Annotated in this window: 19 protein-coding genes and 1 pseudogene; 10 read left to right on the forward strand and 10 right to left on the reverse strand. The window is 59.7% G+C overall.

Features of this window, described 5'->3' with window-relative positions; genetic code table 11:
- Positions 1-53: 53 nt before the first annotated feature.
- Positions 54-590, forward strand: a complete 537-nt coding sequence (locus HFO99_RS21160) for a hypothetical protein (protein WP_222363379.1) — start codon at positions 54-56, stop codon at positions 588-590.
- 492 nt (positions 591-1,082) lie between these two features.
- Here HFO99_RS21160 and HFO99_RS21165 read toward each other — a convergent pair whose 3' ends face one another.
- Together HFO99_RS21165 and HFO99_RS21170 are read right to left on the reverse strand one after the other, a co-directional pair.
- Entirely contained in the window at positions 1,083-1,376 is a 294-nt protein-coding gene (locus HFO99_RS21165) for a CrpP-related protein (RefSeq protein WP_222309203.1), read from the reverse strand.
- A gap of 298 nt (positions 1,377-1,674) precedes the next feature.
- A complete protein-coding gene (locus HFO99_RS21170; RefSeq protein ID WP_105009423.1) occupies positions 1,675-1,950 on the reverse strand; it encodes a DUF4242 domain-containing protein in 276 nt (91 codons plus the stop codon).
- 82 nt (positions 1,951-2,032) lie between these two features.
- On the opposite strand from HFO99_RS21170, the gene HFO99_RS21175 reads away from it, so the two are divergent.
- Complete coding sequence (locus HFO99_RS21175; protein ID WP_222363381.1) at positions 2,033-3,415, forward strand: tetratricopeptide repeat protein; 1,383 nt, start codon at positions 2,033-2,035, stop codon at positions 3,413-3,415.
- Positions 3,416-3,670: 255 nt separating this feature from the next.
- Here the strand turns inward: HFO99_RS21175 and HFO99_RS21180 are convergent, their stop codons facing one another.
- Together HFO99_RS21180 and HFO99_RS21185 are read right to left on the reverse strand one after the other, a co-directional pair.
- On the reverse strand, positions 3,671-4,771 hold the full coding sequence (locus tag HFO99_RS21180; protein ID WP_222363383.1) for a heparin lyase I family protein: 1,101 nt from the start codon (positions 4,769-4,771) through the stop codon (positions 3,671-3,673).
- 369 nt (positions 4,772-5,140) lie between these two features.
- Positions 5,141-5,758 carry a cupin domain-containing protein gene (locus tag HFO99_RS21185; RefSeq protein ID WP_222309212.1) on the reverse strand — a complete coding sequence of 206 codons (618 nt, stop codon included), beginning with the start codon at positions 5,756-5,758 and terminating at the stop codon, positions 5,141-5,143.
- 347 nt (positions 5,759-6,105) lie between these two features.
- On the opposite strand from HFO99_RS21185, the gene HFO99_RS21190 reads away from it, so the two are divergent.
- The 6 genes from HFO99_RS21190 to HFO99_RS21210 all read left to right on the forward strand — a co-directional run bounded on the left by HFO99_RS21190 (position 6,106) and on the right by HFO99_RS21210 (position 12,719).
- Complete coding sequence (locus tag HFO99_RS21190) at positions 6,106-6,951, forward strand: YybH family protein (RefSeq protein ID WP_222363385.1); 846 nt, start codon at positions 6,106-6,108, stop codon at positions 6,949-6,951.
- A 760-nt stretch (positions 6,952-7,711) separates the two neighbouring features.
- On the forward strand, positions 7,712-8,866 hold the full coding sequence (locus HFO99_RS21195) for a sulfite oxidase (RefSeq protein WP_222363386.1): 1,155 nt from the start codon (positions 7,712-7,714) through the stop codon (positions 8,864-8,866).
- Between the two features lie 361 nt (positions 8,867-9,227).
- Positions 9,228-10,043: a hypothetical protein gene (locus tag HFO99_RS21200; RefSeq protein WP_315860491.1), complete on the forward strand. Its 816-nt coding sequence runs from the start codon at positions 9,228-9,230 to the stop codon at positions 10,041-10,043.
- A 33-nt stretch (positions 10,044-10,076) separates the two neighbouring features.
- Positions 10,077-10,373 (forward strand): SPOR domain-containing protein, encoded by a 297-nt coding sequence (locus HFO99_RS33815; protein WP_315860492.1) that lies wholly within the window; start codon positions 10,077-10,079, stop codon positions 10,371-10,373.
- Between the two features lie 19 nt (positions 10,374-10,392).
- Positions 10,393-11,682, forward strand: a complete 1,290-nt coding sequence (locus HFO99_RS21205; RefSeq protein WP_222363417.1) for a hypothetical protein — start codon at positions 10,393-10,395, stop codon at positions 11,680-11,682.
- 806 nt (positions 11,683-12,488) lie between these two features.
- On the forward strand, positions 12,489-12,719 hold the full coding sequence (locus HFO99_RS21210; RefSeq protein WP_245315120.1) for a helix-turn-helix transcriptional regulator: 231 nt from the start codon (positions 12,489-12,491) through the stop codon (positions 12,717-12,719).
- Between the two features lie 11 nt (positions 12,720-12,730).
- Here HFO99_RS21210 and HFO99_RS21215 read toward each other — a convergent pair whose 3' ends face one another.
- The 5 genes from HFO99_RS21215 to HFO99_RS21235 all read right to left on the reverse strand — a co-directional run bounded on the left by HFO99_RS21215 (position 12,731) and on the right by HFO99_RS21235 (position 18,973).
- Positions 12,731-14,578 (reverse strand): AAA family ATPase, encoded by a 1,848-nt coding sequence (locus HFO99_RS21215; RefSeq protein WP_222363388.1) that lies wholly within the window; start codon positions 14,576-14,578, stop codon positions 12,731-12,733.
- A gap of 64 nt (positions 14,579-14,642) precedes the next feature.
- Positions 14,643-14,921, reverse strand: a complete 279-nt coding sequence (locus HFO99_RS21220; protein ID WP_168264387.1) for a hypothetical protein — start codon at positions 14,919-14,921, stop codon at positions 14,643-14,645.
- Positions 14,922-15,883: 962 nt separating this feature from the next.
- The gene (locus HFO99_RS21225; RefSeq protein WP_222363390.1) at positions 15,884-16,543 is read right to left on the reverse strand and encodes a hypothetical protein; all 660 of its coding nucleotides are present in this window, start codon (positions 16,541-16,543) and stop codon (positions 15,884-15,886) included.
- A gap of 166 nt (positions 16,544-16,709) precedes the next feature.
- Positions 16,710-17,624 carry a hypothetical protein gene (locus HFO99_RS21230; protein ID WP_222363392.1) on the reverse strand — a complete coding sequence of 305 codons (915 nt, stop codon included), beginning with the start codon at positions 17,622-17,624 and terminating at the stop codon, positions 16,710-16,712.
- Positions 17,618-18,973 carry an integrase family protein gene (locus tag HFO99_RS21235; RefSeq protein ID WP_222363394.1) on the reverse strand — a complete coding sequence of 452 codons (1,356 nt, stop codon included), beginning with the start codon at positions 18,971-18,973 and terminating at the stop codon, positions 17,618-17,620. Before HFO99_RS21235 ends, HFO99_RS21230 begins: the two co-directional genes overlap by 7 nt.
- Before the next feature lie 551 nt (positions 18,974-19,524).
- On the opposite strand from HFO99_RS21235, the gene HFO99_RS21240 reads away from it, so the two are divergent.
- The gene (locus HFO99_RS21240; RefSeq protein WP_222363395.1) at positions 19,525-19,839 is read left to right on the forward strand and encodes a hypothetical protein; all 315 of its coding nucleotides are present in this window, start codon (positions 19,525-19,527) and stop codon (positions 19,837-19,839) included.
- 351 nt (positions 19,840-20,190) lie between these two features.
- Positions 20,191-20,424: pseudogene (locus tag HFO99_RS21245) on the forward strand (ATP-binding protein); the annotation flags it as partial.
- Between the two features lie 189 nt (positions 20,425-20,613).
- Here the strand turns inward: HFO99_RS21245 and HFO99_RS21250 are convergent.
- A partial coding sequence (locus HFO99_RS21250; RefSeq protein ID WP_222335829.1) for a calcium-binding protein occupies positions 20,614-21,550 on the reverse strand: 937 nt, incomplete at its 5' end.

Genomic DNA, 21,550 nt, shown 5'->3' on the forward strand with positions numbered 1-21,550 from the left:
TCTCGTAGAAAGGCAATGCTGTGAGGGCACTCTATATTTCGCTTTTCCTATGTTTGACGGCCAACGCCTCCTATGCCGACCTGATCAGCGATGTGCGCTCATGCAAGGTCGAGAGTGATTCTTTAAAACGGCTGACCTGCTTCGACGCGATCGCGGTCCCTGGACCTGCAGAAGCATCAACCGGGCCGACGGCACCTCCCAACCCGCCTTCGAAGGCTCCAGTTGAATCGGTCTCGGCGAAGATGCAGGTCCAGAACAAGGATTATGAGCGCCAGATTTTCAACAGCCGAGTGGAGCTGGTTCCGACATTCAAGAACACCTCCAAGAAAACAGTGGTGGCGATCGCGCATACGCTGACCGTCACCGACGCCTTCGGAGACAAGATTGTCGATGGCGAGAGCAAGCTCGATATCAAGATACCGCCAGGCAAGACCGCCGCGAGCGAGACCTTTTATTTCTGGGACGACAATCCGTTCATCCAGGGAGAGCCGTACGACAAGCTCACTGGGCCGGTTTCCACCGGAACCGCTAAAGCGACCCTGATCGTTACCAAGGTCATCTACTCCGATGGATCATCCGAGAGCTTTTAAGGAGAACGACAAGTGCCGCGAGGCGGTCAGCCACAATCCAGAAATGGTTCAATCAGTCCAAATAAGGGATCGACCTGATTTAGCGCGGCGCCGGCTCTCGGCTGGCCCAGCTTGTCGGTACGCCCTGCGTTTTCGGATGATGACGAGGAATGCCTAGCAATTGGATTCTGCGTCTACGTCGCCACTGCTACCATTGGAATTGGCATCTGCGGCGGGTGAAGCGTGGTTCAATGCTAGCTTCACTCGGAAACCGATCGTTGAAACATTTACGATGGCTACGATTGGCGAGGCTGCTCGTCGAATTCGACGGGAAAGCAAATAACTATGTGAGAGGGCCGGCGCTCGTGCGGAAGACACCCGCGGAGTTTTGGGATCGGTTTCCCGTTTGAGGCGGCCGTCGCGATTAAAGGTTAGCCAAGTGCCGCGGTCGAGATCGCCCCGCGGGCGGGCGTATGGGAGATGTTGGTTTTCGCTGGCGGATCTCTATGACAGCTAGTTTGGGTCGTTGTCGATTGAGGCACCGATCAAACGATCAGGCCGCTGCGGCCTGCGTTTCGTGGTGATGAGCTCGCGGAAATAATCGGAGATGGAACCGTCACGGCTGGCATCTTCCGTCTCCCATCCGAACTTCCAGGCGTCATGGCGCGCGAGCCAGTCAGCAAGCGCCGAGCTGTCGCCTGTGGGCATTCTCGCAGGAGCAAGATATGGGTTTTCGCAAGATTTCAAACCAAGAACACGTGCTCTGGAGCCCGCCTCCTGCAATTCCATGAGTTCATCTATGGTCATTATCGGTCCCTCGGCGGCGAGCATGCTACCATCGAAGCTTTTATAGGCAAGAGGATACTGTAGAATTACTTTAGAAAGATCAAAAGTGGCGTGCCTGGTCGCAGGAAGCTATGGGAACGAACGAAATGCGCTGACGCGACTGCCCGGAGGAGAAAAAGGCCATGCCGCTCTACTGTCGACAGTCCTGAGATGGTGCGCCTGTTCGTGCTGGACAAGACCGCGCGCCGACCAAGCGAAAGGGCGCTTGCAACATCCGCCTAGGTGTAGCCTCGGCTTAAGTTCGCGATATTCGGAGGCGCTAGATCACGTCGTCGGCAGAGATATGTTTCACCTCGGTGATCCGGATCAAGGGTATCCCTGCGCGTTCGTTTGCCTCTTTCACATCCTGCTCGGACGAGGCGTCAAACAGGCAGAATGAACGCTCCTCGGACGGCACGAACGTAGACCGAAGATAGCGCACGGGCTTGCCCTGGCTAGTCATCTCCGCCGTGACGTTTTTTGCGCGGGAGGCTGCTGCGCCAAGCTGATCGGGGGTTATACCTGGCAGGTGTCTTTCGACCATGTACTGTGGCATGATGATGGTCCTTGGTTGCGCGATGACAAGGGGTTGCGTTTAAGCCAGCTCCTCGGTCGCTTGGAACATTCGGCAGTTGCGAATGGACATCTACTTTGCCGCCGTGTTCACAGATCTTGTCCGACACTCAGCGGCCTGGAACAGGGTTTCGCGCGACTCCGTTACAACTACGATTGCCGAATATCGATACCTATCTCAGACGCTCGCGAGCCAATACGGTCGGCGGCATGAGAACTTTACAGGCGACGGGCATCTTTATCTATTCGAATCTGCTGATGTAGCCGTTCATTTCTCGTTGAAGCTGATCGCATACTGGAAGCAACGACGACGTCACTTGATGTCGGACCCGGCTCACGACCTGCCAATCCGAGTCGGTTGCCATTTCGGTGAGTGCTCTCGAATGTACGACGACGACGCCTGGATTGGCCGGGCGTTGAATATCGCCAAGCGAGTGGAATCGTGCGCCGAGCCCGACACCCTCCTAGTCACGCAGACTGTCCTCGATCTCATCGACCTGCCGGTCTACCTTTTCCAGGAGGTCGACGTCTTCGAATTGAAGGGCGACTACCTTCCGAGACGGCATCTCTATCGCGTCCTTTCCGTCGATCAACGGGCGCTAGCTGCGCGCTCCGAAGAGCAGATGACGGCCGAGGACTGGTTTTTGAAAGGAGCAGGCATCGTCGGTACGGATGATCGGCAGTTGGCAGAAGAGATGCATTGCTGCGAGAAAGCATTGGAGCTTCGAATTGACTACCCCGAAGCGCATAACAACCTCGGCGTCATCTTAAAACGCAGCGGTGATCGAATAACCGCCGAAAAGCACTATCGAGACGCCATTCGTCTTTGGCCTCAATATCCTGAAGCCCATTACAACCTGGCTATCCTGCTCGAAGAAACCGATCGACCCGAGGAGGCGGAGACGCATTACAGGCAGGCTCTGAAGTGCCGGCCGGAATACGTAGATGCCCTCCTGCGTTTGGCCGGTCTGTTCGACGCCTGGGGCGATCGGCACGAGGCGGAACATCACTTTCGAGAGTCCCTGCGGCTCCGACCCGGCTTTGCCGAGGCGCACAACAATTTCGGGGTCTTCCTCGAAAGCCAAGGCGAGGTGAAAGAGGCTGAGTCGCACTACATACAAGCGGTGCGGGCTAGACCGAATTACGCCGAAGCTCACTACAACTACGCCATGCTGCTCGAAGTGCGAGACTTAGAGGAGGCCGAGAAACACTATCGTGCAGCCATAAGGGCGGTTCCTGAGTACGCAGAAGCCCACAATAATTTGGCGGTACTTCTTCATGAGAAAGGCTCTTTTTCAGATGCGCGATCGCATTATCTGACAGCAATAAGAATCCGTCCTGCTGACGCTCAAACCTATCAGAATCTTTCTCTTCTGCTTGCAGCAATGGGTGAAGACGAACAGGCCGCCCGGTACGCCCGGAGGGCGGCCGAAATTATCGATGGTTGATCACTACTCCTTGATGCTGTCGATCCATGCCAAGTGTATCCCCTCTTTTTCGACCCGCTTGCAACGATCAAGTGCTCCGGGTCTCCGGTTCGGTATGCGTGCAGGTCGCACGTTGACCAAGACGCTTTAGGTGGTCGAGGATTGCCATGATGGGCGCCTGCTTCGTGCCCAAATGCGTTTCCGTGAGACACTATCGGCGTCTGACCAGCAACAAGCCGCCACTTGCTCGAGCCCCTCCGGAGGCCCGAACTACATTCACTGCGCAGCACAGAGCTGGGCGAGACCCGCCCTTGTAGGAGACTGAGAGAACTCGTCGAATTCGAAATGGAAAGTGCCAGGGATTCGAAGCCTGTATGTGCCGAACTTGAAATAAGGCCCGACGAGGGGGAAGTTGTCCTTCTTCTGCATAGTAGCGCCGATATTGCCCCTGACGGATACGATTTTCTGACCGTTCGCCCAAACGTCGATCTCGCCCGGCTGACGAAGTCCATATTGGTTGTCGGTTCGACCGGGCTTCACACGGTAGATCATGTCTACCCAGCCCTTGCGCGGATCCGGCAGCGGGCGGTTGGATGCCGGAACGATCTCGATGTTCGCCCGGCCGATGTACTTCTCTGGCTCGGCGACGAAGGCCAGCGCCCGAAACTGAGAGACAAGGTTCCCATCGCCTGGAAGGCCAAGTGCCTGCGATAACGCCTTGGCGTCGCTGTTTTTCGCGTCCGGCCCCATGCTCTGCGCGAGGTGCTGGCTGAAAAACCGATTCGAGACTTCCGGTGAGTTCCTGTTGATCAAGTCGAGCGACTGCAGCGACTTTATCGCGTTCACGTTCCGGTCGTTGAACTCCAGTTTCCCGAGGAGGCTCTGCGCGCTGAGAAGGGCGTCGGGATTTCCCTCCGCCTGTGCGATCACTCTTCGGATATTATTGTCCTGGACAGTGATGTGGAAGACGCCGTTGTCAAAACGCTGGGCGATCATCGGGCTGCTGTCGCCCGGTCCCTTCCATTGTCCGATGACGGATCTTGCACTGCCGGCGGAGGGCACGTCGCCGGTAATCTTGAAGCTAAAGGAAAACCAGACTTCGTCGCCATAGCTCGGCCAGATCTTCTTGGTGGTCCGAAGCTCCGCTCTCTGACAGTCGTCTTCGCATTCGAGCCCCTTGTCGCCGTCCGTCGTGACGATGTCGATAGCGGCACTTCCGCAGCGTCCAGGCTTGGTGAACTCAATCTGGCGCGAAAGAACCTGTTGGGTCGTCCATTTCGAGGCGTCTACTTTCGAGCCATCGAAGTGGTCGTCCATGCTGGCAGTGCAAGCTACGCCGCCAAAGGTCGTCAGTACTGCGAGAACGATCGATCTCATCTACTTCCCCCCTGGATCAATGAGATTCAGGATTACTAGCACGTTCGCTGTAAAGTTGAAGATTGTTTCAAGATGCGGAAAACATCGTTCGCCTCTCAAGTCCGTCTGGCGCTTGATGGCTTCTCGGATCTTGGCTTCATTCTTGCCGGGCAGCGACCTAAGCAACTTCGTGCTGAATGCCCATAAGAAGCGATGGAAGTCAGGATTCCCAATGCTCTCGATGTGGAGGCGACCGCGCACCGCGGCTCGGCATCAGACCTCGCCGCCTACCTTCTCGGCACCCATTCGAACGGGATGCTTTCAAGGTGCCTCACGGGCTAATTGCTACAGAGGCCTGGGGGACTACCTGCCTTGGCCATCGCACGTCGCTCACTCGAGGCTGGCCGGCGAGGAGAACGGCCGATTGGCGTCCACCACGAAGATGGCCAGCTCGTCGAGATCGGTTGTGCCGGCGTTGAATACCTCCATCGGCGTGTCGGCCCCGTGTCCGGTCATGGTCATGCCGGCTTCGGTATAGGTCACGCCGTGGGGCGTTTTCTGACCGAGCTTGCCGCCCATCACATAGAATGCCTCGGATCCCGGATGCGTATGGATTGCCGACTTGGTGCCGGACGCTCCACCGGCGTGATTGACGCGCAGCAGATACTCGCTCGCCTTGACCGGTGGAAGGGGGCCGATCTCGGCGACCTTGGTTCCGCCAGGTGTCGACCCACCCTTGGGCCCGAGCGTGAACAACCAGATCTTGTCCGCAACTTCCGCCACAAGCGAGGTCGGACCCGCCGCGTCTTGACCATCTTTCAGCGTTGGGAAATTCTCCAGCCGCCAGTATAATGGCCCGGACGGCAGCTCTTTGACCTTCTTCTCAACCACAGGCTTGATGAAGAACTTGTTTTCTTCGGACAATGTTGCTGATGTCATCAGCCCGAAAGCAGATAGGGAAATCATAAGCGCGCCGACATTGCGTACGCTGAGGGAACGCAGCTTCATGGTTGGTCCTCCTGGTGATGCTTCGTTGGCAGGCCTCTCGGCGGCGAGTGCGATTTCTTTGTAAACAGGCGATCGCACGCGATGCGCCCGCCAGTCTCGCGCTGGCAAGACATGGCGATGGCCACAAGAAGCGCAAATATCGTTGGTCGAATGTCGTTTAGCAGTGACGGGCGGCAAAGGCGCGGTTGTTGGCGAACACCAGCGCGCCCGCATATCAATGCGGCTTCCCCTTTCGGGTGCATTTGGTATTTCTTATTCTACCACCGTTTGAGTCGCAGAGCTATGTCCCATTTCGGCGCATTTGAGTAGTGATCCGTACCGGACCGCTCCATAGCGCGAGAACAGCTTTGGAATGCCTCCCGTCGGCGACACGCGGTCGTCGTCTGCGTTCCGTCGTCATCGACGACGCCGCCTGGCATTTCCAGACCCACGGCCCGGCTTCGACGCGCAGGTGGTTATACGGGATCTGCTGGAAGGCGGGGTTGAAAGCTTTTCTACGTCGAGGATCTTCTGGACACGCGCCATACTTTCGGCGACGGCTTCCAGCTTCCCACGCTCTGCCGTTTCAGCGGCGCCGTCGACCGCTCGAACTTGTCGCCACAGGTGTCGACAACGCCATCCTGAGGCCTCTGCGCGTCAGGACCGAGCTTCTGATCATTGACGACGCCCAGCACCTATTTTTCGACCGCAGTTCGGAACATACTCGTAGTTTCCGCGGCGATGTCGGTGAACAACTCCTCGCCACTCGCGTTTCAGGCGAAACGGAGGAGAACGACATGCCAGCCTTGGACGAATCTTTCGAAGAGTTCATGAAACGCCGCGAAAGCGTTTCCCTTGACTACGTCAACGGCAACCCGGCCACCTTGATCGATATCTCGACGTCGCACGATCCGGCGACCTTCTTCCCGCCGTCCGGAGATTGGATTTCGGGAGCAATGAACGTGAACGCCGCCAACGAAAGGGGTGCATCCTCTTTCAAGGAGGGCAGCTCTGGACATTTCGAGGTGATCCAATCGGCGGAGAGTGGCGATCTCTCGTTCTGGACGGGTCTTCAACATGCCAAAGTGCGCATGAAGGGCAGGGAAGGAGAGGTTCCGATGTCCCTACGCGTCACGGAGGTCTTCCGTCGTGAAAACGGCGAATGGAAACTCGTCCATCGGCACGCCGACATGGCGGACACGAGCAGCAAATAGCTTCGGCCGCCCCCGTGTGTTCCCGATACCACTATGCGTACGTATATGCCGATTGAGATCCGGGTCGCCGTCCGTCCACGACGCCGGCCCGCGCTCTTCGACGCCTACCTTCGCCGCGTCGACGGCCTTGCGCGCTTCGCGACACGGCTCCTCGTTCCCGACGTCTTCTTTCGCCGCTCCATATGCCGAACGACCGGGATGATTCCAAACACAGCAGTGATGCCGGAGCGCCGCTTGGCGAACGAGATGATCCAATTGTTGGTTCGATCAGTCCAACAAATGGTGCATGATGTCGTTAATCGATTTTTTGATGGCTCATCCCGTTCGCACAGGCGGACGCCTCTTATTGCCTGTCGAGGGAGCGGAAGATCCTTTCTCAAATCGAAATTGTCGCCCTCAGGCCGGAGAGGACGCAGCACCAAGGAGGTTTGGATCAGGCCAGATTCACCAACGTATGTCGCGTCAGGCCGTATGGGAGCTAGATAGCACGGCACGCCCCAGCGAAGCGGCAGCATCTGGTCGATTAATCTGAGTTTCCGTCAGGATTCTCTGTCCACAACTCTGGACTATTTTCGCAATCGCGCATATACGAGGCAAAGTAGAAGTCGTCCGGTGCTGCATAATTGATATGCGAAGCTGACGCTTGACTTCGTCCGGGGCATCTCCGGGTGGGGTAGACATCGTGCGCATATCCGTCCTTCAGACTAACGGCCCAAGGCGCATTGCAGCCCGTTCCGGATGGCATCCGGGAGGGAAGAACATGCTTGATCTTCAACGCAGGGAATTTATCGTTCAAGGAAGTGCGGTACTCGCCGCAATCGCGGGTCTGTACGCTTCGGGGGTCAACGCTTTTCCAACGCAGACGGGCGCGAAGGTTATTCCGTGGCTAGATCAGCCGACGGAAAATCCCAATCCTGCCGTTATCCAGACGCAGCTTGTCTGGGAAGACTTGGATAGCTTCACAACTCCAAATGACAAGTTCTTCAGCATCGCGCATTTCAATCGACCGACGATTGACGAGAAATCGTGGTCCCTCGATATCGGGGGCCTGGTCAAGAAGCCGTTAAAACTGACGCTTGCCGACATCAAGGCGCGACCGCGACAGGAGGTCGTTTTTACAGTGGAATGCTCGGGTAACCACGGGTTCCCATTTTTCACGGGCGGCATCGGCAATGCCCGCTGGGCAGGCACGCCGCTTGCGCCGATCCTCCAGGAAGCCGGCGTCCTTGATAATGGCATCGAGGTTGTCTTCTTCGGTACCGACAGAGGCGACATCGAAATTCGCGACATCAAGATGCAACAGAACTTCGCTCGTAGCATGTCGCTCGCCGATGCAATGAGCCCCGACAATCTACTCTGCTATGAAATGAACGGCGCGACCCTGCCGGCGCCCAATGGTTTCCCGCTGCGGCTGATCGCTCCGGGCTGGTACGGCATCGCCAACGTCAAGTGGCTGAAGGAAATCGAGGTTCGCGACTCCCGTTTTATGAGCCTGCTGATGGCCCGCGACTATGTCACCATCCGGGAGGAAGAGCACGACGGGGAGACGGTTTGGGCTGAAACTTCCGTCGGCCGAGCCCTGATAAAGTCCGCACCTGCCAAAGTCACGCGGACAGACTCAGGTTACCGCATTATCGGCGCGGCCTGGGGCGCGCCAATCGAACGGGTCGAAGTGCAAATCGATCAAACGCCATGGAAACCAGCGATCATTGATCACAGTGAGGAAGCCGATCACGCTTGGAAAATTTGGTCGTTGGATTGGGCAAATCCCTCTCCTGGAGAACACACTGTGACCTCACGCGCGATCAGTAGCACCGGGCAGATCCAACCTGCCATGGACGACCCCTTGATCGCCAAAAAGCACACATACTGGGAAAGCAATGGCCAAGTGACACGCCGAATCCGCATCTCTTGAGAACGTTGCTGCCACTAGGTCGGGTTCACGGGGAGGGCGTCACGGTCTTTTTGCCGACGCGATAGAGCTGGGTAAACCACTACGACTGTGGTCCTACGCTCGACTTGCTGCATTGTCATTTCGTCCTCCGATGACGCGAGACAGTCATCGTGTTGCATTCCTAGTTGGAAGTCCGGCGTGAGCCCAGGGATGGCGGCTGTCGTTGGCCCAGCGCGTCGGGAAGTGGTTATCGTGGCCCTCGTTAGCATCCAGTTTGCCGATGATCATCGTCGCCCATTTACCTTTATATTCAACTAACTGAAAGCTGACTTGCGACCTGAAGTGGACTGTGCATTTGATCTCCTGAGTTGGGGTGCATCAGATGTCGTTAAAGTTTCCGGTCGCTGCTGTAGCGATGTTCCTCGGGGCCGCGGTAGGTCAAGCAAATGCTGGGCTGGAATATGCCGCTCATCACACGGACGCCGGGTGGGCTTTCGTCACCATTAGCGGCGCGTTCGAGTACACCGACGATCTCGCACGCTTCAGGGAGATTGTCGCGCGCGAACACCCGTCCGTCATCGGCTTTGATAGTCCCGGCGGCAATGTAGCCAAGGCTATCGAACTGGGCCGCCTCATTCGCTCGCTCGGGCTCTCGACAATTCAGGTGCGACAAGCAGAGTGCGCCTCGGCCTGTTCGCTCGCGTTCCTCGGAGGCGTCAGCCGTCTCGCACAGCCGGGCTCGATCGGCGTCCACAAGTCATCCTTCAACGACACGCAGGGCATGAAGATCAACGACGCCGTCTCCGCCGTACAGGAGACGACTGCGGAGGTCATTGGCTATATGTCGGAGATGGGCGTCGATCCAGCGCTTCTCCAGCTCTCGCTTTCCTACGACAGCAACGACATTCGGTACCTGTCAGGAAGCGAGATGGCGAAGTATCGGGTCACGACCGGCTCGCAGTCACCTGATCTGTCGGCAAAGATAGAACCTCGCGACGTTGCGCGAGATGCCCCGGTGCCACGCGGCGTCCAGGCGAAGGCCGATCCTTCGCTGGAGGTTCCTCTCGCAAGAGATGGCACTGTCCGACATCCCAAGGGCAGGGCTCCGGTCAAGCTTTCCGCGGACGCCGACGCCAAGGCGATCGGGGATGCTGGAAACGGCGCATCGGTCGACATTCTCGATATCCGCGGCGATTGATACAAGGTTTCCGTCGCCGGGCTGGTCGGTTTCATGCATTACTCGTGGGTTCACGTCAGCCAGTTCGACGAGGACTCCGGCGAGCAACGTTATGTTCAGGTAAAAAGCTTCAATTCGTTGCCAGACGCCCAGGAATTCGTGAAGGGGTCGCCTGTGCCATTGAGCGTGCACCTGGCTGCCAATGGCTGGTTCGCCGTCACATTGCACGACCTCTATACCGAGCAAGAGGCGAAGGATGTTTCCAATGCCCTGAAGAGCCATGGGCTGATCGCGAAGGACTCGATGGTCACCATCGGCAACACCTACGTTAGGAGAGTCTGTTGTGATTGACGGCTCCCAGCCACGCCCGATGGGCCTAATTGCGGAACTTCTCGCCATTCTCTTGATCGCCCTGGCGCTAGTGGGCGCCGGCCCCCAGAATACGGCCGCTGCGATCACCTATGAACGGCTATCTCTCGATGATGGAGGGCGGCTTCTGGTGATCAAGGGCGAATTCGAACCCTCTGACGATCCGATGAAACTCGTCGCCGTGTACTCCGAGTATCAGCCGACCGTTATTAGCTTTGACTCCAATGGCGGAAGCGTCGTGGCCGCAATCAAGATCGGACGAGCCATCCGTGCGTTGTCGGCAAACACCGTTCAGATCCGATCGACGCAGTGCGCCTCGGCATGCGCCCTCGCATTTCTCGGCGGCGTGAAGCGCTCGGCCGAAGCTGGTTCGATCGGGGTCCATCAGGCTTCGTTCTCGGACGACGCAGCACTCGACAACAAGACCGCGGTCGCCACGGTGCAGACGATGACCGGCGAGATCATCGGCTATCTGTCCGACATGGGAGTGAGCCCGAACCTGCTCAGGCTCAGCCTGTCGATCGAAAGTTCGGACATGCGGTACCTGACGACGGCCGAGATGCGCGACTGGAACATCATCACGTCCAAGGATGCAGTGACGGCACAGACAGCCCCATTCTTTCAGCCGGGAGATAAGCCAGTCTCCAGCCCGAGCGCAACAGCCGAGGCCACGGCGACTGCGCCCCACACATCTGGCGACAATGCCCTCGAGTTTATGAGGCGATACCATGAGGCGTGGTCAGGCGATGATTCGACGGCGCTTGCCTTCATGCACAAAGCATATGCGGACCAGGTGACATTCTACGGCAAGGTCGTCGACCGCGACGCCGTCATGAAGGACAAGGCGACGTTCGCGCAGCGATGGCCGGAGCGCATCTATAGCGTCAAGCCCGGATCCGAGGCGGCGGTATGCGCGGCAAAATGTGACGTATCCGGCGTCATCGAGTGGTTCGCAAGAAGCCGTCAAAGAGGCAAGACTTCTTCGGGGATGGCTGAGTTTACGCTCGTCTGGAATCCGGCAACGAGCCAGATCGAATCCGAAAACAGCAAGGTGCTTGCGACGGACAGAGGCGCCCAGGCGCCGGACCGGATCATTAGCCAATGGCATGTGGAGAACGGCGAATGCCGCGGCAGCACCAGTCCCGAGAGTCCTGAGACGCAGTCGGCATGTGCGCGGCGGGAGGAAATTGGCGCCATCCTCGACACGTTCGGCTGGTGTTATGGTTACAAGGACGATTACGGCTATCAGATGAAATGGCACCTTTGCGATGCCGCCTCAAACCGGCCTTAAACATTCGCGTCGAAATCTCGGCCGGATCTTTGAATCCGAGTGCTCGAAGCGGATTAAGCGGACCGATAGTTCTGCTGGCGTCCAAAGATGCTCACTCAAGCCACCAGAGCGAACGGAGTGGGTCTGCCATGACTAGAACCTGCTGCTCGGCGGCAATCCCGAAACATGCGGTTCTGCCAGGCATATCGGAATTCGAAAGACACGCTCCGCATGCTTTGCTCCTCTCTTCTGCCCGAACCTGTCGGCCATGGGCCGGAGCGGCTGCATTTCCGATCTGATCCCCACCCACTATTCCGCCGGACGAATGCCCAGGCGTACTCGCAGATGGGGAGCGGAGCGGGACCTGCCATTGCTGCCAGAGGCGTGACAACCTCGTAGCCAACGAGCCGTGACGTGGCGCTGGGCGGGGCTCGCGCGACTATCTTGCCACGCCTTTATGGATGCTCGGGGTCGAGCGCCTCCACCGTGATCGCTGGCCAATATCAACGGCGGGGTGTAGAATGTCGGTGCGCACGGACGTGGGAGATCCGCTTTGAACGAGCCTCGTTTTGAGAAAGGCCTGCAGCACCCGACGAAGGCACCGCCATCAGGGAACGAGAGCGCGGGCGAACCTCCGTCTGAACAACGCTCGGAGCACGGACATCCTCTGTCCCGCAAACGGGTGAACGAGGGACGACCGAGGGAGAAATTGAAGCGCCGACGACCCACGTGAGAGCTCCGCGCACCGGCGCGAATCCTTTATCCTAATTGTTGACAATTCGCGCTATTTGTCGCCTGCTCCGGGTATGGATTCGACGTCGGAAATCATGAGCGCGCTCAGGGCGGCCCGCGCCCTGGCAGGACTTAGCCAGGACGAGCTGGCGGCCTTGGCGGGCGTCAGCCGTCAGATCATTGTTCGATTAGAGAAGGGTGAATCCAACGTCTTGGTCGACGCGATCGAAAAGGTGAGGGACGCCCTCGAGGGGCAAGGGGTGGTCTTCATCGACGGCAACGCCGGCCACGGGCCGGCAGTCGCCATGGTACGCCCAGATCGGTGAGACGGCCTGTCTCACCGCTCGAGAATGGTCGACGCACCCCGCCGGAAGAGCGTTGCGACCTCGTCGGCGGCGAGGCTCTCCTTCTCGAGCAAATTATCCGTGAGCGATTTCAGGATCGTGACGTGCTGGGAGAGAAGAGCTTTCGCCCGGTCGAACTGCTTTCGCATAATACCGCTGATTTCGGATTGCATGGGACAGGGCAGGCGACGCGCCGTGTTCGCCTCGATCTTCGTTTCCTCGAGCGCGAACAGCAGACTTTCGCCCATTCCATAGGACGCCACGATCAGGGTCGCCAAACGGGTTGCGTATTCGATATCGCTGCCCTGTCTCCCCCCGGCACCGTTGGAGTGCGCCCCCAGTACCAGCTCTTCGGCCGCCGCGCCCGCGAGGGCCACGCAGATGAAATTTTCTAAGGATTCGCGAGTATGCACTTCGGGGTCGGGGTGGAAAAATCGTGCGTGGCCAAGCCGCTCGGTCGACGCGGTCGGCCTGTAGTTCCTCCGTACAGATAGAGCCACCTTCATGTCCGACCAGAGGAGCAGCGTGACGACGGCGTGACCCGCTTCGTGTATCGATACCCTCGCGACGGTTTCGTCGGATAGCGTTCGCAGCGCAGGAAGCGCATCGGTGACGTCGGCTAATTTGGTCGGTCGCTCCTTGGCTCGGGCATGACGCTTCGCGTCTCGCGCCAATCGTTCCAGATCGGCGGGCGTCCATCCGTCCAGATCGGCAGCCAATGACCGCAGCTCGTCCGAGATGCAGGCAAATCCTAGATGAAAGCGGAGCATGTCGGCGCGCTCGTTCGCATCCGGCAGATCGAGTCGCACGTGACGTTCGATGCGTCCGCTTCGAAGGAGCGCCGGGTCTATCGCCTCCGGGAAATTGGTCGCAGCGACCACGACGATCTTGTCTCGTCCCTCGACGCCGTCGATACATTCCAGCAGGTAGTTTACGACTTGTGTCGAGTAGACTCCGTGTTCCCCGCTGAACCTGGTCCGGTCACCGATCGAGTCCAGCTCGTCCAGGAACAAGATCGAGGGCTGCTGAGAGCAGGCTTTTTCGAAGGTCGCTTTCATCGCGGCAAGGAGATCGCCGAGATGGCCGGCCGACTGCCATTTTGACACCGACGCCGTGACCAGCGGAAGGCCGCAGGACCGCGCAAGCGCCGTGGCGAAGAAGGTCTTTCCTGTTCCAGGAGGGCCATAGATCAGAAGACCGCGATCGACGTCCGGCCACGCGATCTCGCCGGAGCGTTCTCTTGCCAGGTCCTCGGTCAATGAACGCGCCCAAGGTTTCAAGGACGTGTAGCCGGGGATGTGATCTAGTGAAGGGCCCCCAACGGAAATTCCCCCAGACCGCTTTCTCAGCGCAGCGGCCTCGTGGATTCCCAACCGATACGTCGTGAGAGCACGTGCCAGGACATGGAAGTCGCAATCCGCCAAGGCGGCGGCTGCCTGCTCGTTGATCGGTTTGCGCCGCAGAAGCGCTCGTGCCGCATGAATGACTCGTGCATCCGGCCGTTCGAGCGTGAGCGTGGCGTCTGCCGTTGCGGCCAGCTCTGCGGGTACCACGTCAAGGTGACGAGCAAGAATCAGGACGACGTTGCAGTTTGCAAGTTCCTCGGCGAGCCGGCCGTCGTCTCTGTTCTTATGAGACTCGATGGCATGCACGACGGCGCGGCCTTCGACGTAGGTCCGGCCTCTCAGAGCGCGTCCGTCGAGCAGCAGCTCCGCGGCCCTTCTATGCACGCCGAGAGTCTTCAGACCGGGGGCCAGCAAGATCACCGTCGACGGGTAGCCCTTCATCAGGTGAAACTGGGATCGCAGTGTTCGGCGGATGCATGAATAGGCCAGAAACATTGCCGGGCCCTTGCTCAGGGATTCGACTACATGCCCGCGATGCGAAAGGCGGCTTAGACGTCGATCACGGCTCATCGGGAAAGCTCCAGGCAGCCAGGGTGTCGTTTGCGATAGGGAGCGGCGATCCGAGGCGATACCATCGAGAGGTGGCGAGCGCGCACCCGCCGGCAAGAGACAACAGCTCGATCGGGGCCGTGAAGCGCCATTCGCCCGAGGCCTTTGGATCGGAGTGCCCAGGATAGTGGATGTGGCCGACGAGCGTCGGCAGCATCAGCTTGTCGACAAACCAATCCTCCACGATGGGCACTTCCGTTTCGTCGAGGATCGGCAGCGCCTTGGACATGACGATCGTTCGCAGGTCCACCGACAGCGATCGCAAGGCGCGAGCGCGGGCCGATATGGACCGCAATGAAGAATTCTTGTCAGGTTCGCCGTATCGTAGAATTGACATCCTGTTCCCGCTCCAATTGAGACTCATGAGCGTTATGCTCATATGGTGAGCACCATGTTCATTCGAGGGGCGGTTGTTCAACAATCCAAGTAGAAGGATCCGAATGGGCCGCCGCGTCTAGCGGGGCGGAGCGAGAAGGATCACCCACCTAAGCAACCGATCGCCGGGGCTGCGCCTCGTCGTCACCGACCAAACTTCGCGCTGCTTGGAAGTGCCGTAGAAGCGCGCTTCATACGTGGCTCCCAACCAAGGCAGTGCCAATCGATGGCCTGACCTAGCAGCGCAGGCGGACGATTTCTTCCCGGACACGATGTTAACGCGACCGAAACCTGAAGCTAGGATTCATGCCTATCCCACCACGCTACACAGGGTCCGAATTTGTCGCCGCAGCCGCTTGCCGGATACCGGATCATCATACAACACAAGCCAGAGACGGGCGCCCAGCTCCGCGCGCTCTTCGTCCTGCGAGGGGCGACCGTCGTGTAACAGAGCGCGCAAACGCTGCGATCGTCGAACTGGAGCGGAGCGGTGCTCGGTTCGTCATCCTGGATTCGCACGACGCCGACGGCGACCTCAACGACAGCGTCGCGGCGCGCGCATTCCAGATAAGCGTTGGCATCTGTTACAGCAGACCGCTCCCGAAGCATGGTCTGCTGACGCTCGTCGATTGGATCGATATCGCATCGCCGGCACCGGCCGTAATCGATCGCGCGCTCATCTACAGGCGGACAAGATACCTTTCCCCGATCGAAGGACTTCGGTATGGACCGCCTTTCCGATCCCATTCGTAGAGTCGGGAGCCTGTGCGCGAAGGCAGCGCCTCGAGATGCGGATGAAGACGATGTCGAGGCCCATCACGTCACGTCTCCTCCGACCATGGCCATGACGGCCGTCTCCCATGCTTGGAGACCGTCGCGACGGACGGGGATTTTGTACCAGAACTCCGACAGCCTTCGAGTTCTATCGTTCGTTTGTCCTAGCACCAGTTCGGCGAAGTCGCGGCCCCTGTCGTAGGTCAGCCAGGATCTTACCGTGAAACGCAGGGCGCGGATTCCCCAGGGCGCTATGGTGCGTCCCGCGAAGTTTCGCCGGCAGATGTCGTCCATCGTCTCGGCGAGCGAAAAGCGGGCCCTGGCCAGCGCGGCGGCCGAGATCGCACCGCCTCGGCCAGGCCGAAACAACCGCTCGTCCTGTCGCGCGCGATCACGGCATACGTTCCGTAGCAGGCGCTCGGTCTGTGCGACAAGCGGCATGGCCAAGGGATAGGGCCAGCCGGGGAGCTTCCAGATCCGCTCCGAGAAGTCGACGTCGGTGCACCGCGCACCGGTGGCGCAGATGGGGCGAACGCCAGTCAAGAGCAGAATCTTGAAAAGAGACCCGAAAGGATCGGGCGTCTCTCCGCACGCCGCCCAGAAACAGGCGACTTCATGCTCGGCGAAGCTCCTCGGGCCGGGCGCCGCCGACCTCCTGGCCGGGTCCGACAAGCCCAGTCCGTTGCAACGTTCGGTGGTCATGGTGTTTCCTCCTGTTTGAGCCCGTCCTCGAAGGGCATGGGCCTGGTGATCGATTGGCGGCGATGCATGATCGGTCGCCTGTCGTGAGCGGAGCCGGCACGGCCACGGCGCACGCTCGACCGCGCGTCGAACATGACGTGCCGAAGCCGGTCTGACGCCCGCGAGGTCAGTCTGACGATGCCCCGGCGTCCGGCTCGAGAATTCGTGACGCCGTGGCCTCGATCTCGTCGATGATGTTTTCAATGCGGCGCTGGAGCGGCGCCTTCGGCGTTTCCGTCCATTCCAGTCTCAGGTCGTGCTTGCTTGTCGGCGAGTAGGCGATCAGCCTTAGGAGCCCGGTTCCGACGTGCATGCGCCGTCGTAACGTATGAGCGGCGCGTTCCACCGGACCGAGCATCGCGTACTCCTCCTCCGACACGAACCGTCCACGTCCGACGTAGTGCATCTGCCTGTCGATGCATGTCTCGACGATCGCCAGGCCGACCGGGAAGCCTCCGACGTTGACCACGGTCGGGCGCAGCGGTGACCAGGTCCGGTTGCGCGCGTCGTAGGTGCGTCCCGCGCCTGATTGCCGTCGCTCCACATCGACGCGGACGAACACCTCGCTCGGGGAGGCGATCCCGACCCGCAGGCCACGTGCCGCGAGAGCCAGGAACAGTTCGCCGGCGAAGTTCACGCATTTGGGAAGCCCGGAGCGCGTCGTCGTCAGGTCGACGAGCCACCGGTCGCGTGGCCGCAGATAGGTTCCGCCGTCGTCGACGTCGGCGGCGGCGAAGAAGCAGGCGGCGCGGTCGAGGAGGGTGGCGACGTCGGCTTCCGACACGCCCGACCGGAACGCATGGCGAAGGGCGCGCCGCCTGCCCTTTTGCCAGCCCGCCGGCGTGCCGGGCGGCGCGGGGGGAAGCGGCGTCGGCGCGTCGCGATCCGCCGACGGCTTCAGCCAGTACCCTCGAGGGGGGCGGGGGACGGCGAGGGTGCGGCAGACCTTGTTCAGGTAGCTGTCGGAGACCGCCAGTCCGCGGGCCAGCTTCGTCGACGGCGCCGTCCAGACCAGGCGATGGAGCTCCTCGCGCGTCAGCATCGGCGTCGCCCGCCGGAGCGCCGGCCGCCGGTCTTCGGCCCGTCCGGATCGATATCGGCATCCCAGCGTTCGAGCGCCTCCCTTCGTTCCGGCAGGTACTCGTAGAGATTGTATGTCTTGTTCAACCCTACCTTGACATGTCCGAGAAGCGCTTCCGAATGCTCGTCCAGTACCTTGAGCTTCGGAAGGTTGGTTCGTACCGTGCGGCGGGTGTCCTCGAGCTGCCACGGTGGCATCATGGCGCCCCGTTCGACCTTGCGCATTTCCTCGAGCACCGCCTTCTTGAACTCGGCCACCGGGCGGCCGAAGTTCGAGATCGAAGTCTGACCGTTGTCGTTGCTGAACAGACAGTCTCCATGTCCTTCCGGCAGCTCGTCCAGCACCGCCTGGATGACGGCGACCGTCGACTCGGTCAACGGCACGGCGTGAGGGCGGTCCTGCTTGTACCTTTCCTTGGGAATCGTCCACAGCCGGTTGACGATGTCGAGCTCCGACCGGCGCATGCCGGCCACCTCGTTCTCTCTCTGGGCCGTCTTCATCATCAGTACATAGACGGGGCCGTAGGGATATGGCGTAGCAACGGCGGCTCTCATGAAGGCCGCGCGCTCCGGCTCGCTCAGGAAGCGTTCTCGGTCGCGCCGCCCGATCCCGAGGAGCCTGGCGCTGACGTTGGCCATCGGATTGAGCGGGCCGAGATGGTAGCGCCGTCTGTTCTCGACGTAGATCCAATTGAAGAAGGTCGACATGAGCTTCAGGAGATTGAAGGCCGAGGTCCGGGCGGGCCTGTCTCGGACCGCCATCACGATCTTTTTGATGACGTCGTCGTCGATCTCGGCCATGGGGACGTCGACGAACGGATTGAGCTCGGGATCGAGCAACTCGCGCTCCAACGTCTTGATCTGATCCGGGACCGACTTGTTCTTCGCGCGCGTAGGCAGGTACGCGCAAAATTCCTGGACGCCTCTGCCGAATGTCGCCTCGGCCCGTGTCGCGGCCTCCAGAAGCAGCCGGACGTCCTCCTCGCGCGGATCGAGGCCAGCCTTGATCCAGGCGTTCCAGCGACGGGCCTTCTCCCTGGCCTGCTCCAACGTCAGCCGTGTTAGCGGCCCCGGCTTCGCATCCGCCGACGCAGACCCGTCGCAACCGGGCGTCGTCTCGGCATAGACGCCGAGCTTGAGCCGCGTTGGGTCGCGCTTCCCCTCCACGCGCACCGCCAGGACGAAGACGATGTCGCGTGCGCCGACCCGAAGCCACAGGCGGTCGCATCCGGGGTCGGCCACTTCATAACGCTCACCCTTCCGCCGCGGCAGCGCATCGATTTTTTCCGTCGTCAATGCTCGCTTGGACAAGGACTCCTCCTCTTCAAACTGGGCGACGGACTGGTCAACGCCCGCCTTAAAATCGCGCAACCGTCTGCGCCGAAAGCGGAATCAATGCTCCGCAGTTCTGAATAAGTCAACAAAATCAGCGACTTGGAAACGTAGTGAAACCGTCTGAAACGATCCGCCCGCCTGCCAGGGACCTTCTAAGCAGGTTGTCGCAGGTTCGATTCCTGCAGGGGTCGCCATCTGTTTTTAAGTATTTGTTTTTGTTTTCAGGCGTGAACCCCTCATCGGATCTCGTTTGAGGGGTTGGGCTGTTCTCGTTCAGTTTCGCAGCGCCCGAAATAGCGAGCTTCCGCTTGTCGGCCTTCCGCGTGTAATGGTTGGCCATAGAATCGCTTCTCCAGCCAAAGTGGGCCTTCAGTTCGCTGTTTAGGTAAAATAATAGGCGCAGCCGCCGAGGACGGAAGCCAACAGGAATAGGCAAACGAAGGGAGTCATCATTTCCGCACTACAACTTCCGCGGAAATTCTTGTAAAGGCAATTAGGCAGCACGCGGCACCGAGGGGGAATCTATCATGCGCATCGGTAAACTTGTCCTTGTTATGTTGATGGCCGGAAGCTCGGCGATTTCAGCGCGCGCATCTGATCCCAGCGTCTGTCAGGCAATCGCTCCGCCGATGGCGAAATTCTTGCCTGGTCTGCGGGCTTTCGCAGAAGGAATGAAGCGGTCCGACGCTGCCTATGGTGTCGCCATTCCCCATTTTGACGGAGAGGAAGCGGAAAGTATGAAGCAGCTCAGCGACAAGCAAAAGGTGGCGTATGCGGCAGTGAAGGAATATGCCGCGCAGATGGAGATTACGACGCGTGTGCTGCAGAAGTGCGCGCAATAGCCGGCAGGAACGATCAAAAGATTCGCTTCGGCGCGTCCTCAATCTGTTCAAGGCTCTAGACGAGCCCCAGAACCTCTTGTTCAGGCAGGCCATGATGAGGCCGATCCGCTCAGCTATCTCGTCGGTGGCTGGTCGAATATTGCCCACGTGTTGTCGTGCTCTTTGCGAGCGCCAAAGCGTGGTTGTTTGAGCATCAGGTCCGTCTTGATTTCTCAGGCTGTCCGCAATCTCAGCGAGCGTTGCGAGCATTTGCGCACGGCTCGATGTCAGCGTCAATCTAAGGATCAAATGAGCCGCAATCGAGGAGAAATTGAGGGGCGGCGGATAAAATTCATAAAGAAATCAAAGACGCCCAATCACCGGACGGGCGTCCGAGACCGGTGCGGATTATCGTTTGAACTGATATCGCAAATCGTCGACGAGTGCCACCTGATCACCAGCAACCTTGCGTTCGAGGAATGGACCTTGGGATCCGAGCGCCTGACCGGCGCTCTGCTGGACCGCATCACCCGTCACGTCGACATCCGCGAGATGAACGGCGACAGTTATCGCCTCGCGCAAGTCCGCACCCGAAAGGTCGGCTGACAGCCGTCGAAAAATCGCAGCGCGCGGATGGGGTCGCCGCTCGGGCTACGCCCTCCCAGCTTGCTCATCCACGCGCTGAAGTAGTCGAAGTTTGCGCGCCGCGTGGCGGGTTTTACTCCGCCGTCGACACATTTTCAGATTGTTAGCACGATTGTTGCGGCGATCGGACGGCCGCCGCAACAGGGATAGTTACAGGATCAAATCGCCTGCGCCCAGGTGGACGAGGCCCTGCAGCTGAATCTCGAAGTCATGAACGCCGTCGCCGTTCAGGTCGGCCTGGACAACGGTAATATCGTGATCGGATCCAGCATTGTCTTGATAGTGCCAAGCGAGCGCGCCAGCCTTCTTATCGAACAAGGCATTCTCTTGCGCCTGGAAATGGAAGGCTGCATCGCCCTGCGCAGAGCCATTCGCATCGATCGCCGAGAGATTGATCTTATCGATGCCATGCTGGAAGTCGGTGATGACGTCGCGGTTCCAGCCGGACCCGGTCTCCGTCGCTGTCTTGAAGGTAAACGTATCCGAGCTGGTGCCACCGCTCATGATGTCCCTTCCAGCACCACCAATGATGACGTCCGAGCCGGCGCCGCCCTTCAACACGTCATTGCCGCCGAGACCCTTGTAGGTTTCGTTGCCGCCGTTGGACTGACCGGTGTGTGGCAGGTAGTCGTTACCCTCGGTGCCGGTATATACCTTCGTCGATGTGGTCGGCGTTGTCGGCGTTGTCGGCGTTGTCGGCTCTGTCGGTTGCGTCGGCGTGGTCGGCGTTCCCGAGCCGGAGCTCGGCTGCGTCGGCGTGGTCGGCTCTGTCGGCGTGGTTGGCGCTACCGGTTGCGTCGGCGTCGTTGGTGTTCCCGATACCGGGCTGGAGCCCGATTCGTAGGCACCCATATCGACAGTTCCAACGACGCGAGCGTGGTCGTCCAGATCGACCGAGCCGACGCCGTACTTGGCGGTTCCGCCGTCGATCGCTGCCGAGCCCGAAGCGAGGTGGAAGTTGTCGCTCGCTGCCCCCGCGAAATGCGGGTCGATACCGAGCTTGTTGCCGTTCGCCGTGCTCGGCATAGCGTTGCCGCCGTCGGTCTTGACCGAGGCCTGGCCGGCCGTGCCGTTGTAGGTGTTGTTG

Source organism: Rhizobium leguminosarum, from assembly GCF_019798305.1.
Lineage (GTDB): Bacteria > Pseudomonadota > Alphaproteobacteria > Rhizobiales > Rhizobiaceae > Rhizobium > Rhizobium leguminosarum_U.

What these genes read in the sequence shown, in the direction of transcription:
- HFO99_RS21210 (WP_245315120.1), top strand. Translation starts at nt 12,489, where the DNA reads ATGAGCGCGCTCAGGGCGGCCCGCGCCCTGGCAGGACTTAGCCAGGAC.
- HFO99_RS21200 (WP_315860491.1), top strand. Translation starts at nt 9,228, where the DNA reads ATGTCGTTAAAGTTTCCGGTCGCTGCTGTAGCGATGTTCCTCGGGGCC.
- HFO99_RS21165 (WP_222309203.1), bottom strand. Translation starts at nt 1,376, where the DNA reads ATGACCATAGATGAACTCATGGAATTGCAGGAGGCGGGCTCCAGAGCA.
- HFO99_RS21175 (WP_222363381.1), top strand. Translation starts at nt 2,033, where the DNA reads ATGGACATCTACTTTGCCGCCGTGTTCACAGATCTTGTCCGACACTCA.
- HFO99_RS21230 (WP_222363392.1), bottom strand. Translation starts at nt 17,624, where the DNA reads ATGCTGACGCGCGAGGAGCTCCATCGCCTGGTCTGGACGGCGCCGTCG.
- HFO99_RS21180 (WP_222363383.1), bottom strand. Translation starts at nt 4,771, where the DNA reads ATGAGATCGATCGTTCTCGCAGTACTGACGACCTTTGGCGGCGTAGCT.
- HFO99_RS21195 (WP_222363386.1), top strand. Translation starts at nt 7,712, where the DNA reads ATGCTTGATCTTCAACGCAGGGAATTTATCGTTCAAGGAAGTGCGGTA.
- HFO99_RS21240 (WP_222363395.1), top strand. Translation starts at nt 19,525, where the DNA reads ATGCGCATCGGTAAACTTGTCCTTGTTATGTTGATGGCCGGAAGCTCG.
- HFO99_RS21205 (WP_222363417.1), top strand. Translation starts at nt 10,393, where the DNA reads ATGGGCCTAATTGCGGAACTTCTCGCCATTCTCTTGATCGCCCTGGCG.
- HFO99_RS21170 (WP_105009423.1), bottom strand. Translation starts at nt 1,950, where the DNA reads ATGCCACAGTACATGGTCGAAAGACACCTGCCAGGTATAACCCCCGAT.
- HFO99_RS21225 (WP_222363390.1), bottom strand. Translation starts at nt 16,543, where the DNA reads ATGACCACCGAACGTTGCAACGGACTGGGCTTGTCGGACCCGGCCAGG.
- HFO99_RS21185 (WP_222309212.1), bottom strand. Translation starts at nt 5,758, where the DNA reads ATGAAGCTGCGTTCCCTCAGCGTACGCAATGTCGGCGCGCTTATGATT.
- HFO99_RS21220 (WP_168264387.1), bottom strand. Translation starts at nt 14,921, where the DNA reads ATGTCCAAGGCGCTGCCGATCCTCGACGAAACGGAAGTGCCCATCGTG.
- HFO99_RS33815 (WP_315860492.1), top strand. Translation starts at nt 10,077, where the DNA reads ATGCATTACTCGTGGGTTCACGTCAGCCAGTTCGACGAGGACTCCGGC.
- HFO99_RS21215 (WP_222363388.1), bottom strand. Translation starts at nt 14,578, where the DNA reads ATGTTTCTGGCCTATTCATGCATCCGCCGAACACTGCGATCCCAGTTT.